At 72.3% G+C, this 14838-nt stretch carries 15 protein-coding genes and 1 pseudogene; 11 read left to right on the top strand and 5 right to left on the bottom strand.

Going from position 1 to position 14838, the window contains the following annotated elements; all coding sequences use genetic code 11:
- Positions 1 to 14 precede the first annotated feature (14 nt).
- The 4 genes from D0Z67_RS26875 (at position 15) to D0Z67_RS29805 (ending at position 2165) form a co-directional block, all read left to right on the top strand.
- Positions 15 to 590, top strand: coding sequence for a cysteine hydrolase family protein (locus tag D0Z67_RS26875; RefSeq protein ID WP_031182247.1), 576 nt, complete (start codon positions 15 to 17; stop codon positions 588 to 590).
- A 57-nt stretch (positions 591 to 647) separates the two neighbouring features.
- A complete protein-coding gene (locus D0Z67_RS26880) occupies positions 648 to 1451 on the top strand; it encodes a maleylpyruvate isomerase family mycothiol-dependent enzyme (RefSeq protein ID WP_031182248.1) in 804 nt (267 codons plus the stop codon).
- 67 nt (positions 1452 to 1518) lie between these two features.
- Positions 1519 to 1731 (top strand): antitoxin, encoded by a 213-nt coding sequence (locus D0Z67_RS26885; protein ID WP_031182249.1) that lies wholly within the window; start codon positions 1519 to 1521, stop codon positions 1729 to 1731.
- A 122-nt stretch (positions 1732 to 1853) separates the two neighbouring features.
- Positions 1854 to 2165, top strand: a complete 312-nt coding sequence (locus D0Z67_RS29805; protein WP_031182250.1) for a hypothetical protein — start codon at positions 1854 to 1856, stop codon at positions 2163 to 2165.
- Here D0Z67_RS29805 and D0Z67_RS26895 read toward each other — a convergent pair.
- A complete protein-coding gene (locus tag D0Z67_RS26895) occupies positions 2153 to 2587 on the bottom strand; it encodes a nuclear transport factor 2 family protein (protein WP_031182251.1) in 435 nt (144 codons plus the stop codon). The two genes, D0Z67_RS29805 and D0Z67_RS26895, sit on opposite strands and share 13 nt — an antisense overlap.
- Before the next feature lie 133 nt (positions 2588 to 2720).
- Here D0Z67_RS26895 and D0Z67_RS26900 point away from each other — a divergent pair, with 133 nt between their 5' ends.
- The 4 genes from D0Z67_RS26900 to D0Z67_RS26915 all read left to right on the top strand — a co-directional run bounded on the left by D0Z67_RS26900 (position 2721) and on the right by D0Z67_RS26915 (position 7969).
- Entirely contained in the window at positions 2721 to 4199 is a 1479-nt protein-coding gene (locus D0Z67_RS26900) for a sulfatase family protein (protein ID WP_031182252.1), read from the top strand.
- Between the two features lie 78 nt (positions 4200 to 4277).
- Positions 4278 to 4454, top strand: a complete 177-nt coding sequence (locus D0Z67_RS26905) for a hypothetical protein (protein ID WP_107059607.1) — start codon at positions 4278 to 4280, stop codon at positions 4452 to 4454.
- 113 nt (positions 4455 to 4567) lie between these two features.
- Positions 4568 to 6154: an FMN-binding glutamate synthase family protein gene (locus D0Z67_RS26910; RefSeq protein WP_031182253.1), complete on the top strand. Its 1587-nt coding sequence runs from the start codon at positions 4568 to 4570 to the stop codon at positions 6152 to 6154.
- An 87-nt stretch (positions 6155 to 6241) separates the two neighbouring features.
- Positions 6242 to 7969: a thiamine pyrophosphate-dependent enzyme gene (locus D0Z67_RS26915; protein ID WP_031182254.1), complete on the top strand. Its 1728-nt coding sequence runs from the start codon at positions 6242 to 6244 to the stop codon at positions 7967 to 7969.
- Positions 7970 to 8023: 54 nt separating this feature from the next.
- Here D0Z67_RS26915 and D0Z67_RS26920 read toward each other — a convergent pair.
- The 3 genes and pseudogenes from D0Z67_RS26920 to D0Z67_RS26930 all read right to left on the bottom strand — a co-directional run bounded on the left by D0Z67_RS26920 (position 8024) and on the right by D0Z67_RS26930 (position 9663).
- Positions 8024 to 8768 (bottom strand): annotated as a pseudogene (locus D0Z67_RS26920) (alpha/beta hydrolase family protein).
- Between the two features lie 208 nt (positions 8769 to 8976).
- Complete coding sequence (locus tag D0Z67_RS26925; RefSeq protein ID WP_031182255.1) at positions 8977 to 9213, bottom strand: hypothetical protein; 237 nt, start codon at positions 9211 to 9213, stop codon at positions 8977 to 8979.
- Between the two features lie 279 nt (positions 9214 to 9492).
- Positions 9493 to 9663 carry a hypothetical protein gene (locus tag D0Z67_RS26930; protein ID WP_031182256.1) on the bottom strand — a complete coding sequence of 57 codons (171 nt, stop codon included), beginning with the start codon at positions 9661 to 9663 and terminating at the stop codon, positions 9493 to 9495.
- Positions 9664 to 9807: 144 nt separating this feature from the next.
- Between D0Z67_RS26930 and D0Z67_RS26935 the strand changes: the two genes are divergently transcribed.
- The 3 genes from D0Z67_RS26935 (at position 9808) to D0Z67_RS26945 (ending at position 12488) form a co-directional block, all read left to right on the top strand.
- Positions 9808 to 9981 carry a CsbD family protein gene (locus D0Z67_RS26935; protein ID WP_078873441.1) on the top strand — a complete coding sequence of 58 codons (174 nt, stop codon included), beginning with the start codon at positions 9808 to 9810 and terminating at the stop codon, positions 9979 to 9981.
- 264 nt (positions 9982 to 10245) lie between these two features.
- Complete coding sequence (locus D0Z67_RS26940) at positions 10246 to 12027, top strand: PP2C family protein-serine/threonine phosphatase (RefSeq protein WP_031182257.1); 1782 nt, start codon at positions 10246 to 10248, stop codon at positions 12025 to 12027.
- A complete protein-coding gene (locus D0Z67_RS26945) occupies positions 12024 to 12488 on the top strand; it encodes a response regulator (protein ID WP_031182258.1) in 465 nt (154 codons plus the stop codon). The genes D0Z67_RS26940 and D0Z67_RS26945 overlap by 4 nt, the downstream gene beginning before the upstream one ends.
- On the opposite strand, the gene D0Z67_RS26950 is transcribed toward D0Z67_RS26945, so the two are convergent.
- Positions 12452 to 14764, bottom strand: a complete 2313-nt coding sequence (locus tag D0Z67_RS26950; RefSeq protein WP_031182259.1) for an ATP-binding protein — start codon at positions 14762 to 14764, stop codon at positions 12452 to 12454. The genes D0Z67_RS26945 and D0Z67_RS26950 overlap by 37 nt on opposite strands.
- Between the last annotated feature and the right edge of the window lie 74 nt (positions 14765 to 14838).

Raw genomic sequence — 14838 nt, forward strand, 5'->3', positions numbered from 1 at the left:
GGAGGACGGCAGGCATGACGAGCAGCGCGCTCCTGGTGATGGACGTCCAGCGGGACGTGGTGGACCTCGCCGACGACGGCTCCGGCTATCTGCCACGGCTGCGCGGCGCGATCGACGGCGCGCGGGCCGCCGGCATCCCGGTGGTCTACGTGGTGATGGGACTGCGGCCCGGCGATCCCGAGGTCGGCACACGCAGCAAGGTGATGGCCAACGTCCTGCGCGCCGGGCTGTTCACCGAGGGCGCGCCGGGTTCCGAGATCCATCCCGACATCGCGCCCAGGGCGGGGGACGTCGTCGTCACCAAGCGGCGGGGGAGCGCGTTCTCGGGGAGCGACCTCGATCTGGTGCTCCGGGCCAGGGACATCGACAGCCTGGTGCTCACCGGCATCGCCACCAGCGCGGTCGTGCTGTCCACGCTGCGGCGCGCGGTCGATCTGGATCTCGGTGCGACCGTCCTGTCGGACGGCTGTCTCGACACCGACCCCGAGGTGCACCGGATGCTCGTCGAGCGGCTGTTCCCGCAGTGGGCGGACGTCGTCACCGTCGAGGAGTGGCTCGGCGCGATCGGAACACCGCGCCCCTTGTCCTGAGCGGGCCGGTCTGATTTCGTACCGCGTGATCATCCGGAGCTGAGGAGAGCGGGCGGTATGGAGACGGGCAGCGGGGACTCCCTGCCGGAGGGGCTCGGCGGGGCGATACGGGAGACGGCCCGGGACATCGCCGCGCTGCTGGACAGGGACGCGGACCCGGGCGCCCCCGTACCGGGGCTGGAGTGGACCGTGGGGGAGACGGCCGCCCATCTGGCCCTGGCCAACGGGCTGATGGCCGACCTCGCCGCCGGTCGGGACCGTCCCTACGGCGACGGCACCCCGCAGAGCCTCGCGGCGGCCAACGCGCGCGGCCTCACCGAGTTCCCGGAGCGTGGGGCGCAGCCGCTGGCCGCGATGATCGTGCGGCAGGCCGAGGCGTTCCTGGTCGCCGTGGCGGAGACCGACCCGACGCGGACGCTGGTGACCCCGCTGGGCCCCATGACCAAGGACGTGCTCGCCTCGTACCTCCTGACCCACATGCTGGGGCACGGCTGGGATCTCGCGCGCGGGGTGGGCCGTCCGCACATGATCGACCGGACGCGGGTGGGGCTGTGCCTGCCGTTCCTGAAGACGGCGATGCCACGGGTGGCGGCCGCCCCGGCCGGACTGACGGCGCGTTACACCCTGCGGGTCCCGGGCTGCGAGCCCTTCGGGGTCACCTTCACCGAGGGGGTCGTCGAGGTCCTCCCCGGGCCGCCGGAGCGCTCCGGGTGCACCATCCGCACCGAGCCGGTCACCTTCCTGCTCATCGCGCTGGGCCGCGTGGGCCCCTGGCAGGCCATGGCGCGCGCCGGCGTACTCGCCTGGGGGCGCAAGCCGTGGCTCGCGCCCCGCTTCCCCGCTCTGTTCAAAGCGCCCTGATTCAGGGGGTGATCGACGGGTAGGCGTAGCCGGGTACGACGTACGCACCAACCGCAGGAGGCTTCCCATGAGCAAGTTCGGGGATCTGGCGAACAAGGCCAAGGACCTGGCCAAGAGCCACCCTGACCAGGCCGACAAGGGCGTGGAGAGTGCCGAACGGCTGATCGACGAGCGTACGGGCAACAAGTACGACGCCCAGACCGACAAGGCCGCCGACGCCGTCCGCCGCTCCTACGGCAGCGAGGGCACCAGGGCACCGGAAGACACCCCTGAACGCTGACGGTCCTGCGGGGCGGTACGGGAACAGAGAGGGCGGGAGACGCTTCATGCGTCTCCCGCCTTTTTCCTGTCCGGCGGTGTGCCCGCTCGCTCCCCTCTCCCCGGCCGGTGAGAATCGGGAACATGGCCGACGACCCGCCCGAGAAGACCCCCGACGGGCACTTCGTCGTCATCAATGGGCGGCGTTGGCGGGCGACGGACCCCGAGGTGCCCGAGGAGGTTGCCGCGCGGTTGCGGCGGCATCTCATGGCGGGGCGGCGTGGGGTGCGGGATGCCGAGGACGGGGCGGCGGAGCGGGCCGCGCGGGGGCGGGTGCAGGGGGCCAAGGTAGCGCTGGGGGAGCGGGGGACGCCCTGGTGGGAGGAGTCGGGGGAGGCGAGGCGGCGCCGGTGGGAGGACGGGCTGGCCCGGCTCGACGCCGACTATCCGGAGTGATCGGCCGCCCCGGCCTCCGCGTGGGCGAAGAACTCCGCCACGCCCTCGGGGTTCTTCGTGTAGACGTCGATCTCCTGTACCAGGCCGTCCTCGACCCGGTGGACCTCGACCAGGGTCAGCGCGTACTCCTCGCCGGACGAGCGGGCCTTCAGGGTGCCGGTGAGCCGGCCGACGATCCCGGCGGGGCCCTCGAAGACATCCGTACCGGTGATGGTGATGTCCGCGTGGGCCGTCATCCCGCCCAGAACCGCCTCCGCGAACGCCTCGCGCCCCCGGTGCACCCCGCCGTAGGGAAGCCGGTTCGGTTCGTCGATGATCACATCGGGGGCCATCCTGGCGAGGACGCCCTTGATGTCGCCCTCGCCGAGCGCGGCGTACAGCGCCCGCACGACGTCCGCCGGGCTCTCGTTCTTCTCGCTCATCTGGTCACACCCTCCGGTCGGGAACACGTACACCCGGTCTCCTGCCCACCGGACCGGGAACCTCCACAGAGTTTTGAGAATGTTGGTTCCTACGGTGCAGCCGACCCGTTCCCGCTCCGGAGGTTCCACCACGATGAAGCGACATCGGCTGTTCGGTCCGGGGGCCGCGGCCCTCCTGCTCGCCGCCTGCAGCGCACCGGCGAGCACCGGGGCGCCCGGCGAGACGACCCCCGGGGCGAAGACGCCCAACATCGTCTTCGTGCTCACCGACGACCTCGCGACCAACCTGGTTCCGTACATGCCGCACGTGAAGGAGTTACAGCGCGACGGCACCTCGTTCAGCGACTACTTCGTCACCGACTCCCTGTGCTGCCCGTCCCGTTCCTCGATCCTGACCGGCAAGTACCCACACAGCACCGGGGTGTTCACCAACAACGGCGACGACGGCGGCTACGGCGCGTACAACCGCAACGGCAACGAGCGCGACTGCTACGGCCCCGCACTCCAGAAGGCCGGCTACCGCACCGGCTTCATGGGCAAGTACCTCAACGGCTACCTCCCCGCCGACAAGCACGGCACCGACAAGCCCTACGTCCCGCCGGGCTGGGACGAGTGGGACGTGGCCGGCAACGGCTACCCCGAGTTCAATTTCGGCCTGAACGAGAACGGCAAGGTCGTGAAGTACGGCCATGACCCCGAGGACTACCTCACCGACGTGGTGTCGAAGAAGGCGACCTCCTTCATCGACTCCTCCGCGGCGGCCAAGAAGCCCTTCGTGCTCGAACTCGCCACCTTCGCCCCGCACGGCCCCTCCACCCCCGCGCCCCGCGACGCGGAGGACTTCCCCGGCCTCAAGGCACCCCGCACCCCCGCCTACGACAAGCCCTCCGAGCCGGCCCCGAAGTGGCAGAGCGGCCTGGGGCCCCTCTCCGCCGACGAACAGCGGTCGATCGACGGCAAGTTCGCCAAGCGGGCCCGCTCGGTGCAGGCCGTGGACGACATGATCGGCCGCGTCCGGGACGAGCTGAAGGCGAAGGGGCTCGCCGACAACACATACATCGTGTTCAGCTCCGACAACGGCTTCCACATGGGCGAGCACCGGCTGCGCCCCGGCAAGCAGACCCCGTACGACACCGACATCCGGGTGCCACTGGTGGTCGCCGGGCCGGGCGTGGCCGCCGGCAAGGAGATCTCCCAGCCGGCCGCGAACGTCGACCTCAGCCCCACCTTCCAGGAACTGGCCGGGGTGAAGCCGGGCGGGGCGGCCGACGGCGCGAGTCTCGCCCCGCTGCTGCACGGAGAACAGGTCACCGACTGGCGCCGGGCGGTGCTGATCGAACACCACCGTCCCGCCTCCAAGAAGGACGACCCCGACGCGGCGCCCGACAGCAGCGGCAACCCGCCCTCCTACGAGGCCGTCCGCACCCCGAACGCGCTGTGGGTCGAGTACGCGGACGGCGAGCGCGAGTACTACGACACCGAGCGCGACCCCGACGAGCAGCACAACCGGGCCTCGTCGTTGTCCAAGACCCAACAGACCGTGCTGCACGAGACATTGACGGATCTTCAGAAATGCGAGGGCAGCGAGGCGTGCGCGAAGGCCGGGCAGTGAAAGTGTGACTGGCGCACCCCTTCTCGGGCATCAGGTCTGTGTTCCGGAAGACCTCACTCACCCGAACGGGAGCACATCGTGCTGGCCATCATCTCCGCGGTCCTGTTTTTCATCGCCTTCCTGATCAACGCGGCGGACATCTCCACCAACGACACCTTCAGCTCGACCAACGTCATGCTGATCGGTCTCGCCCTGCTGGCGCTGCACGTCGCGGGCATCGGCGCCGGCTGGAGCGCCCGCGGCCGCAGACGCTGAAGCCCTCGGTGCCGGGCGGTTCACCAGGCCGCCCGGCATGACCGGCTCGAACTCACGTACGTTCCTTACCCGGCCCCTGCATGAGTGCCCCACCAGCGGTTATCGGGGAGGGCATGGTGCGTTTCGGGGCCGTGGGGCTCCTTCTGATCGGTGCGGCGGCCGCGGTGTCCGCCGCCGTCCTCGTGTCCCCCTGGTGGTGGTTCGCCGCGGGCGTCCTCGCGGCCCTGGGCCTGCTGGGCAGCTACGACCTGCTCCAGCGCGGCCACACGGTACTGCGGAACTACCCCGTCATCGGCCACGCCCGCTACCTGCTGGAAGCGATCCGGCCGGAGCTCCAGCAGTACTTCGTCGAGCGCAACTACGACGGCCGCCCCTACGACCGCGACACCCGCAGCATCGTGTACGAGCGGGCCAAGGGCATCGACGCCGAGGAACCCTTCGGCAGCGAACGCGACATGTACCAGCGGGGCTACGAGTTCCTGGTGCCGTCGATGGCCCCCGTCGACACCCCCGACACACCGCCCCGGGTCCGCGTCGGCGGTCCCGACTGCGCCCAGCCGTACGACATGGCGCTGCTCAACGTCTCCGCGATGAGCTTCGGCTCGCTGTCCGCCAACGCGGTCCTCGCCCTCAACACCGGCGCGGCGCGCGGTGGTTTCGCCCAGGACACCGGCGAGGGCGGCCTCTCCGAGTACCACCTGCGCCCCGGCGGCGACCTCGTGTGGGAGATCGGCACCGGGTACTTCGGCTGCCGTACCGAGGACGGCGGCTTCGACGCGGAGCAGTTCGCCGAGAAGGCGGCCCACCCCGCCGTCAAGTGCGTCTCGCTCAAGCTCTCCCAGGGCGCCAAGCCCGGCATCGGCGGGGTCCTGCCCGGAGACAAGGTCAACGCCGAGATAGCCGAGGTGCGCGGGGTCCCGCAGGGGGAGACCGTGATCTCACCGCCGTACCACCGGGAGTTCCACACCCCGCGCGAGCTGGTCCGGTTCCTGGCCCGGATGCGGGAGCTGGCGGGCGGCAAGCCCGTCGGGTTCAAGCTCTGCCCCGGCTCGCGCACCCAGTTCCTCGCCGTCTGCAAGGCCATGCTGGCCGAGGGCGTCACCCCCGACTTCATCGTGGTCGACGGCGCCGAGGGCGGTACGGGCGCCGCGCCGCTGGAGTTCGCCGACCACCTCGGCATGCCGCTCACCGAGGGGCTGATCACCGTCCACAACGCCCTGACCGGCGCCGGGCTGCGCGACCGTATCCGGGTCGGCGCCAGCGGCAAGGTCGCCACCGGCTCGGACCTGGTCAAGCGGCTGCTCATGGGCGCCGACTACACCAACGCGGCCCGCAGCATGATGTTCGCCGTCGGCTGCATCCAGGCCCAGCGCTGCCACACCAACCGCTGCCCCACCGGCGTCACCACCCAGGACCCGCGCCGCGCCCGCGCCCTCGACGTCCCCGACAAGTCCGACCGGGTCCGCCGCTACCAGGAGGCGACCGTGCGCAGCGCCCAGCAGATCATGGCCGCGATGGGCGTCACCGACCCGAAGGACCTGCGCCCGGAGATGCTGCGCCGCCGCGACACCCCGACCGGCGACTTCCGCTCCTACGCCGCGCTCTACGACTGGCTGGCCCCCGGCGAGCTGATCGAGCGGCCGCCCGCCGCCTGGGCCGCCGACTGGAAAGCGGCCGACCCGGACCGTTTCGCCGGCTGAACCGCAGGCACCCGTACCGGTACGGCGGCACACCCTCCGCCGTACGACACCGGCGGGCCGCAAGGGCCCGCGGAGAGGACGCACCCCATGGCCCGCACCGTCGCCCGTCTTGTCGTCGACACGCTGGAGGAACTCGGCGTACGCCAGGTGTTCGGCGTCGTCGGCGACGCGCTCAACCCGTTCACCGACGCCATCCGCGCCTCCGGGACCGTGTCCTGGGTGGGCTGCCGTCACGAGGAGGTGGCGGCCTTCGCGGCCGGTGCCCAGTCCCAGCTCACCGACACGCTCGGGGTCTGCATGGGCACCGTCGGTCCCGGCTCGGTCCACCTGCTGAACGGCCTCTACGACGCCGCGAAGAGCGGTACCCCGGTGCTGGCCATCGCGGGACAGGTACCGCAGCCGGAGATCGGCACCGACTACTTCCAGGAGGTCGACAACGACCTCCTCTTCAAGGACGTGGCCGTCTTCCGGGCCACCGTGACCTCGCCCGCGCAGCTGCCCGCGCTGCTGGAGGTCGCCGTGCGCACCGCCGTCGGCAGGCGCGGGGTCGCGGTGCTCACCGTGCCCGGCGACGTCGGCGACCTGGAGCTGCCCGACGACCGGCCGGTCCGGCTCTCGCTGACCGGCTCCGCCAACCGGCCGGACGACCCCGCGCTGGACGAGGCCGCCTCCGTGCTCGACGACGGCGGCAAGGTCACGCTGCTCGTCGGCCGGGGAGCGCGCGGCTGCCGCCAGGAGGTGCTCGCGCTGGCCGAGCGGCTGGCCGCGCCGATGGTGATCACCCTCAAGGCCAAGGAGGGCTTCGAGGGCGACAACCCGTACCAGGTCGGCCAGACCGGCCTCATCGGCAACCCGGCCGCCGCCCACGCGATGGACCACGCCGACACCCTGGTGCTGCTCGGCACCGACTTCCCGTACCGCGACTGGTATCCGGAGGGCAAGAAGGTGATCCAGGTGGACCGGGTCGCCGAGCACATCGGGCGCCGGGTGCCGGTGGACGTCGGCCTCGCCGCCGACGTCGGCCCGACCGTGCGGGGGCTGCTGGAGCGCGTGCGGCAGCGTATCGACCGGGGCCATCTCGACTCGGCGCGGACGAAGTTCACCAAGTGGCAGGAGGGCCAGCGCGACCTCGCCTCGCCCGACCACGACCGGGGGCTGCTCGGCAAGGTCCGCTCCAAGTTCGACAACCGCTCGCACCTCGTACGGCCCGAGGCGCTGGCCGCCGCCGTGGACGCCGCCGCCGACGAGGACGCCGTCTTCACCTCCGACACCGGTATGGCCACGGTGTGGCTGTCCCGGTTCGTGGAGATGCGCGGCGACCGCCGGCTGCTCGGCTCCTACAACCTGGGCTCGATGGCCAACGCCATGCCGCAGGCGATCGGCGCGCAGATGCTCGACAGGGATCGCCAGGTCGTCGCCTTCTGCGGCGACGGCGGACTGTCCATGCTGCTGGGCGACCTGATGACCATCCGCACCGAGCGGTTGCCGGTCAAGCTGGTCGTCTTCGACAACCAGCGCCTCGGCATGGTCAAGCTGGAGCAGGAACAGGCCGGGCTTCCGGAGTTCGGCACGGTCCTCGACAACCCGGACTTCGCCGCCGTCGCCCAGGCGCTCGGCATCACCGGCATCCGGGTCACCCGGCCCGAGGAACTGGCCGACGCGGTGAAGCGCGCGTTCGCCGAGCCGGGCCCCGTCCTGCTGGACGTGCTCACCAACCCCGACGAGATCGCCGTACCCGGCAAGGCGACCGTCCAGCAGGGCTGGGGGTTCGCCATCGCCAAGGTCAAGGAGAACCTGTCGAGTTCGAGCCGCTAGGCACGGTGTACGGCGGCGCCCCGGTGAGGACACCGGGGCGCCGCCGTCCCACGGTCAGGCCGGTGAGAGGTGCCGGGCGAAGAAGCGGGTCGCGCTGTCGGCCTCGACCAGATGCCAGGCGACGTGCTCACCCGCGTGCGCGTGCAGCGACTTCTCCGCCGAGCCGAAGGCGTCGAACAGGGCGAGGCTCGCCTCGCGCGGGATGCGCCCGCTGTCCCAGTGCAGGGCGAACTCGACCGGGACCGTGATGCGCCTCGCCGCCTCGAACAGGGCGTCCGGCCAGGTCATGCCGAAGACCGCGGCCGTGATCCTGGGCTCGGCCGCCACCAGCGGCATCCCGATCGCCATGCCCAGACCGAGGCCGACATAGCCGACCGGCCCGCCGGGGCCGATCTCGGGAAGTTCCTGGAGGGCGTCGAGCGTCGCCCGGTACTCGGGCACGGCCTGCTCGGCCAGGCGCACGTTGTACGGGACGACGACCGGGGCCTCCGGCGACCCCGCGGCCTGGGCCCGGCGCAGCGCGGCGACGTCTGCCTCGTCCTGGGCGGAACGCGGCCGGTCGCCGTGGCCGGGGGCGTCGATGACGGCGGCGTGGAAGCCGCACCGGGTGACGAGGAGACGGGCGCGGCCCACCATCGCGCGGTGCCGCTTGTCGGCGCCGCCGCCGTGGCCCATCAGGACCAGGGGCGCGGGGCCGGCGGAGGCGGGGGACCAGAGGACGCCGGGGACGTCGCCCACGGTGAAGTCACGTTCGAGGACCGTCCGAGGACGACTCGGTGGTGAGGCGGAGAGAGTTCATGGCTGGTGCCTTCCGGGAGTGCCTGGGTGTGGAGGCGCTCCCGGCGGCACCTACGTCGGCCGCCGGCCGTGACGCGAAAGAGGGAGCACCCACGTCGATACAGCGTTCATGGGTCTCACCTCCTCGGGCGGTGTCACGGTCGACCGCAAGCTATCCGGCCGGCCGTGACCCCGTCCAGTTCTTTTGCCGTGGCCGGTGGTCCGCGCGGCTAGCGGCCGAAGGAGACGACGGTCCGCTCGTACTGGCTCAGGGCCTGGCCGAGGCCGAACCAGGTCGCGGGCCAGGTGGCGACGAATATGCCCCAGCGGTCGGCCCGGTCCACACCCTGCGCCTCCACCTTGCGCGAGGTGAACCAGGACGCGACGGACAGTCCGATGGCCGCACAGGCGACGGTGTTGGCGTGCTCGCTGCGCAGACCCTTGTCGTACAGGAACTTGATGATCATGACTCTCTCCCTCATGGGCTCGATGACACCAGCACCACGTTCGGGCGCGCCCGGGACGGGCGCACGCGGTGCGGGCCATCGGAGTGACGCCGGCCGGGGGAGAGGGGCGCCGGACACGGGTCGGCCCCACGGGGGCAGGAGGTGCAGGGTTCCACTGCGGTCCCCCGTGGGGCCGACGTTCTCCTCGTACCCCTGCAAGCGTGGCGATACGCCCGATCCGGGCACAGCGAAGTGGCCCGGCCGATTCCGGCCGGGCCACTTCGTCGCACAGGGAGTGCTTTACCAGCGGTACCAACGGCCCTTGCGGCCGCCACTGCCCGCAGGGCGCACGATGAAGCCGAGCACCCACACGACGAGCACGATGATCGCGATCCACCACAGTGCCTTGAGCGCGAAGCCCGCACCGAAAAGAATCAGAGCCAGAAGAAGAACCAGAAGCAGGGGAACCATTTTTATCAACCTCCTGACCGGCGAATGCCCGCATCCTCGCCGCGCACACACATGAATTACATCCGGTTCACGGGGTTTACGGGACGGATACGGGGTCATCCGCCTTCTCGTCAGGCAACAGCGGCACAGCGAAAGGTGAGCGGCATGAGCGCCAGCGAGAAGGCCAAGGCCACGACCGAGCAGGCGAGCGGCAAGGTCAAGGAGACCGCGGGCCGTGGGGTGGGCAACGAGAAGCTGACCGCCGAGGGCCGCGCCGAGCAGGCCACGGGCGACGCCCGCCAGGCCAAGGAGAAGCTGAAGGACGCCGCCAAGGACTGAACCCCGGCGCGTTCCGGAGGAACGGCGTGCAGCGGAACCCGCACCGGTCAAGGTGTGCGGTTCCGGCGCACGCCGTTCTTTCATGTCCGGTATTCCATAAATCGTTGCCCGTTCGTCACCAAGGGCTGTACGAAATCGTTATGCCAGTGCATTTCGCGCCCCAAGGATTTCCCTCGGGGAATTCCGCGCGTTTCCCGGACGGGCACCCCGTCCGGTGTCCGCGCGGGCGCTGCGCCTAGCATGGGGACCCATGGAGAGACCTGCGTGAACACTCCGGCGAGCCCGGCCCACCAGGGGCCCGGCGCCTGGTGGCAATGGCTGCACCAGCTCTGGCTGAGCGCCATGGCCGCCGAGGACGTCACGGGCATAGCGGTACAGGTGTACCGTGCACTGATCGAGCTCCCCGGCGCTGTCGTCGTGGTGGGGGCCCGCTGGAGCGTGAGCGAACCCCAGTACATGCGTGTGCTGTCGGCGGGCCGCGACGACGCGGTCACCTGGCTCCCGACGGAACCCGACTGGCCCGGAGGTCCCACCCTGCCGCCCTCTCCCGTCGCCGGGGGCGCCCTGTCCCGGGTGTACGACCTGGCCGGGCCGGAGCGGGCCGACGTCGCCCTGGTGGCGGGGCCGCTGCTCGACTCCAAGGCGGCCGTGGTGCTGGAGTGCGTGTTCCCACTGGCCACCGGGGACAACGCCGGGCTCTGGGTCGGGCTGGAGAGCCGGCCCGATCCGGTCACCGCCGAGCGGCTGGAGGAGCAGCTCGCGCAGGTGGCGGATGTGCTGATGGCCAGCAACGAGCGCATCCTGGACGCGCGTTCGCACGAGCGGCGGCAGGCGCGCGACGCCTTCCTGGCGGAGGCGTCGCTCCAGATGGACGCCAGCCTCGATGTGCAGGAGACCCTCCGCCGGGTGGCCCGGCTCGCCGTACCCGCCGTGGCCGAGGGCTGCGTGGTGCACCTCTTCCGTGCCGACGGGCGGCTGGAGCCGGTGGCGGTGGCCCATGTCGCGGTCACCGCGCAGGAGCGGCTCGCGGGGATCGCGCACGACGACGCCTGGCTGGACGCCACGCTGTGCGCCGGTGCCGCCCGCCGCGACAGCGTGGTGCTGCGCGGCCCCGGCCTGGCGGGCGGGCCCTTCGACCCGGACGCGGCCGACGGCGGCTTCGCCGTGTCCGCGCTCAGCGTCAGCCCGCTGCGCGCCCGCGGCCGCACCCTGGGCACCCTGACCTTCCTCTACGGCGGCGAGGACGACGGCATGGCCGACCTGCGCACCCTGGAGAACCTGGCCGGCCGCGCCGCCCTCGCCATCGACACCACCACCCTCTACGCCCAGCGCCGCGAGCACGTACGGCTGTTGCAGCACCATCTGCTGCCCCGCGCGCTGCCCGAGGTCCCCGGGCTCGAACTGAGCGCCGCCTACGAGGTGGGGGACACCAGCCTCGACGTCGGCGGCGACTTCTACGACGTGGTCGCCGCGGGCGGCAGGGTCGCCCTGTTCATCGGCGACGTGTGCGGGCGCGGCGCCGAGGCGGCCGCCTTCACCGCGCTGGCCCGGCACACCCTGCGCACCCTGCTGGAGGACGGCACCGCGCCCGGCCCGGCGCTGAGCCGGCTGAACCGGGTGCTCACCGACGAGCGGGCCTCCCGCTTCGTCACCGCCCTGGTCGCGGTCCTCACGCCCGCCGAGGACGGCTGGGACACCGAGATTGCCGCCGCCGGGCACCCCTTCCCGCTGCTGCGCCGCGCCGACGGCGAGGTCACCGAGGTGGCCGCGCACGGTCTGCTCCTCGGCGTGGTCCCCGGCACCTCGTACCAGCCCGTTCGGGTCCGGCTCGGCGAGGGGGACGCCGTGATGATGTTCACCGACGGTCTGATCGAGGCCCGGTCGGCCGACGGCACCCACTTCGAGGAAAACCTGCCCGCCGCCGTACGGGAACTGGCGGGCGGTGACGACCCGGCCGTCGGGATCGTGGCCGCCGCCTCGGCGTTCCGGGACCTCGGCGACGACGACACAGCCGTGCTGATCGCACGGGTGAGAGGACAGCGATGACACCGGAGCACGCCCCCGCGAGGCCGCTCGACATGCAGCGTGTGCTGGTGCTGGAGGACTCGCAGGAGGACGCGGAGGCCATCGAGCGCGCCGTGTCCCGCACCCACCCCCACCTGCGGCTGGAGTTCACCTCGCGGGGCGAGGGCCTGGTCGACCGGCTGCTGGCCACCCCCGAGGTGCCCGGCATCGTGCTGCTCGACCTCAACATGCCGGGGATGAGCGGCTACGCGGTGCTGAAGTCGCTGCGCGCCCGGCCGGAGCTGGCGGAGATGACCGTGGTGGTCTTCACCTCCTCCACCGCCCCGGCCGAGGTCGACGCCTGCTACGCCGCCGGGGCGGACAGCTACATCTACAAGCCGCTCAACTTCGACCTCTTCCGTACCGTCCTCAAGGGCGCCCTGGACTACTGGCAGCAGAACAAGGGTCAGTCGGCCGGGCCCTCATCGCCGAGCGTGAAGTAGAACGCGGCGCCCTTCCCTGGTGCGCTGCGCAGCCAGAGCCGCCCCTCGTGGCGCTCCACGATGCGCTTGACCACGGCCAGGCCCACTCCGGTGCCGCCGCCGTGCTCCTGCGGGGCGTGCAGGCGGCGGAACAGGTCGAAGACCTCCTCGTGCAGCTCCGCCGCGATGCCGATCCCGTTGTCCCGCACCACCACCGCGGGCACCGGGGAGTCGGTGCCCGGCGCCACTGCGTCCTCCATGGTGATCTCCACCGTGCGGTCGGGCCGGTCGGCGGCGTACTTCGCGGCGTTGACCAGGAGGTTCAGCAGCACCTCGTAGACCCGGTCCGGGTCGGCGCTCACCCGGGGCAGCGGCTCGGGGCGCAGCACCGTCACGCCCTCCTCGGCCAGCCGGGGGCCGGCCACCTCCAGGGCGCGGTCCAGGATCTCGTCGAGCGACATGTCGGTCCGGCGCAGCCCCGCCCGGCCCATCCGGGCGTAGTGCAGAAGGGAGTTGAGCAGGTCGTCCATGCGTCCGGCGAGCCGCCGCATCGTCTCCAGCCGGCGCACGCTGGTCGCGTCCAGGCCGTCCGCCGCGTCCTCCAGGGTGAAGGTGACGGCATTGGCGATGCCCCGCAGCGGCTCCTTCAGATCGTGCGCCGCGGCATGCGCGAAGGAGTCCAGGTCCAGGTTGGTCATCCGCAACTCGTCGTTGAGCGCCGCCAGTTCATCGGCGTGCCGGAGTACGAGCCGGGTGAACAGGCGGCCCATCTCCAGCGCGGCGGCCTCGTCGTGGGTGCTCCACGGCAGGCTCCGGCCCCGCATCGTCGACCGGAGGACCGCCCCCGAGCCGCGCGGGGTCAGCCGCTCGCCGCGCGGGCCGACCAGCACCGGGCGGGCCGGGTCCGCCGCCCAGGCGCGGGGGAGCGGCCGTTCCGCGCGCAGCCAGGCCAGGTAGTCGCCGTCCGGGCCCAGCGGCAGCATCAGCACCCCGGCCGGGCCGTCCGCCGTCAGAGGCACGTCCACGCCGTCCTCGGCCAGCAGCTCGCCCAGCCGGTCCGTCGCCCACACCTCGCCGGAACGCAGCCGCGCCGCGTACCCGCCGAGCGCGGCGGCCAGTTCCGGGCCGACCGTCAGTCCCGCGCCGGACGCCCGTCCGCCGCGCGCCAGCAGCACGCCGTCGGCGTCCACCAGCCGGCGCAGCTCCGCCTGGTGCCGCAGCAGCGAGCCGTCCACGTCGGCGTCCAGCAGTTCGGCCACGGCGGACGCGTCCCGCCCGGAGCGCGCCAGCGCGTCGGCCCGCTCCCGCTCCTCGATGGCGGCCAGCTGCATGGAGAACGCCACCCCGAACAGCTCGCACGCCGAGCGCACCTCGGGCGCCAGCCGGGTGGGCGCGTCCCCGTGGCAGGCGATCAGCCCCCACAGCCGCCCCTCCCGCAGCAGCGACACCGACATCGAGGACCGCACCCCGATGTTGCGCAGATACTCCAGATGGAACTCCGAGACGGTACGCAGCGCCGCCCCCGACAGGTCCAGTGGCTCACCCGTGGCCGGGCGGACCGGCGGATGCAGACGGGCGGTCGGGTCGTCCACGTCCGCGATCACCCGGATCCAGTTCTCCTCGTACAGCCGCCGGGCCTGCGGCGGGATGTCCGTCGCCGGGAACCACAGTCCCAGCCACGGCTCCCGCCCCTCGGCCAGGTCCTCGGCGACGACCTCGCCGGGGCCGTTCGCCCCGTCGAAGCGGTACGCCACTACCCGGTCGTACCCCGTCAGCGCCCGGACCTCGCGGGCCGCCGCCCGGCAGCAGTCCAGCACCGTGGTGGCCGACCGCAGCCGCCGCAGGGCACCCCGGACGCCCTGGTAGAAGCCGGCGAAGTTGAGCGCGTCGCCCGGCGCGCGCGGCTCGAACTCCAGCAGCACCAGACCGTCCCGGCGGTGCACACCGAGGTCGAAGCACGACCGGACCGGTGCAGCGCCGGCCCGCACCGGGAAGGCGACGGCCACCGAATCGCCCTCCACGGCCGACTCCACCGCCTCCGCCCAGTCCGCCGCGTCCAGGACCTCCGTCACCGGCCGCCCCACCAGCTCGGCGGCGTCCCGCCCGAGCAGCGCCCCGGTGTTCTCGGCGGCGGTGTCCACCAGCCCGGTCGCCGCGTCGACCGCCAGCAGGGTGCCGTACGACTGCACACCGCCCAGCAGGTGAATCCGCTCGGTCACGCACGCCGACAGGTCGAAGCCGCCCGGAATGGACGCCTCCGCGCTGCGTACGCGCTGGGACAACCAGTCCTCGTCCATCCGAGACCCGCCTTTTTCGATCGGCAAAGGTCAATGATGACAAAGCCGCCCGCCGGCGCCCCGCTTCCGTCCCA

The sequence above is a fragment of the Streptomyces seoulensis genome (assembly GCF_004328625.1).
Lineage (GTDB): Bacteria > Actinomycetota > Actinomycetes > Streptomycetales > Streptomycetaceae > Streptomyces > Streptomyces seoulensis.

Excerpts from the sequence above, each read along its gene's own strand:
- D0Z67_RS26895 (WP_031182251.1), bottom strand. The coding sequence starts at position 2,587 with ATGAGCGAGAAGAACGAGAGCCCGGCGGACGTCGTGCGGGCGCTGTAC.
- D0Z67_RS26910 (WP_031182253.1), top strand. The coding sequence starts at position 4,568 with ATGGTGCGTTTCGGGGCCGTGGGGCTCCTTCTGATCGGTGCGGCGGCC.
- D0Z67_RS26915 (WP_031182254.1), top strand. The coding sequence starts at position 6,242 with ATGGCCCGCACCGTCGCCCGTCTTGTCGTCGACACGCTGGAGGAACTC.
- D0Z67_RS26880 (WP_031182248.1), top strand. The coding sequence starts at position 648 with ATGGAGACGGGCAGCGGGGACTCCCTGCCGGAGGGGCTCGGCGGGGCG.
- D0Z67_RS26930 (WP_031182256.1), bottom strand. The coding sequence starts at position 9,663 with ATGGTTCCCCTGCTTCTGGTTCTTCTTCTGGCTCTGATTCTTTTCGGT.
- D0Z67_RS26900 (WP_031182252.1), top strand. The coding sequence starts at position 2,721 with ATGAAGCGACATCGGCTGTTCGGTCCGGGGGCCGCGGCCCTCCTGCTC.
- D0Z67_RS26875 (WP_031182247.1), top strand. The coding sequence starts at position 15 with ATGACGAGCAGCGCGCTCCTGGTGATGGACGTCCAGCGGGACGTGGTG.
- D0Z67_RS26885 (WP_031182249.1), top strand. The coding sequence starts at position 1,519 with ATGAGCAAGTTCGGGGATCTGGCGAACAAGGCCAAGGACCTGGCCAAG.
- D0Z67_RS29805 (WP_031182250.1), top strand. The coding sequence starts at position 1,854 with ATGGCCGACGACCCGCCCGAGAAGACCCCCGACGGGCACTTCGTCGTC.
- D0Z67_RS26925 (WP_031182255.1), bottom strand. The coding sequence starts at position 9,213 with ATGATCATCAAGTTCCTGTACGACAAGGGTCTGCGCAGCGAGCACGCC.
- D0Z67_RS26950 (WP_031182259.1), bottom strand. The coding sequence starts at position 14,764 with ATGGACGAGGACTGGTTGTCCCAGCGCGTACGCAGCGCGGAGGCGTCC.
- D0Z67_RS26935 (WP_078873441.1), top strand. The coding sequence starts at position 9,808 with ATGAGCGCCAGCGAGAAGGCCAAGGCCACGACCGAGCAGGCGAGCGGC.
- D0Z67_RS26945 (WP_031182258.1), top strand. The coding sequence starts at position 12,024 with ATGACACCGGAGCACGCCCCCGCGAGGCCGCTCGACATGCAGCGTGTG.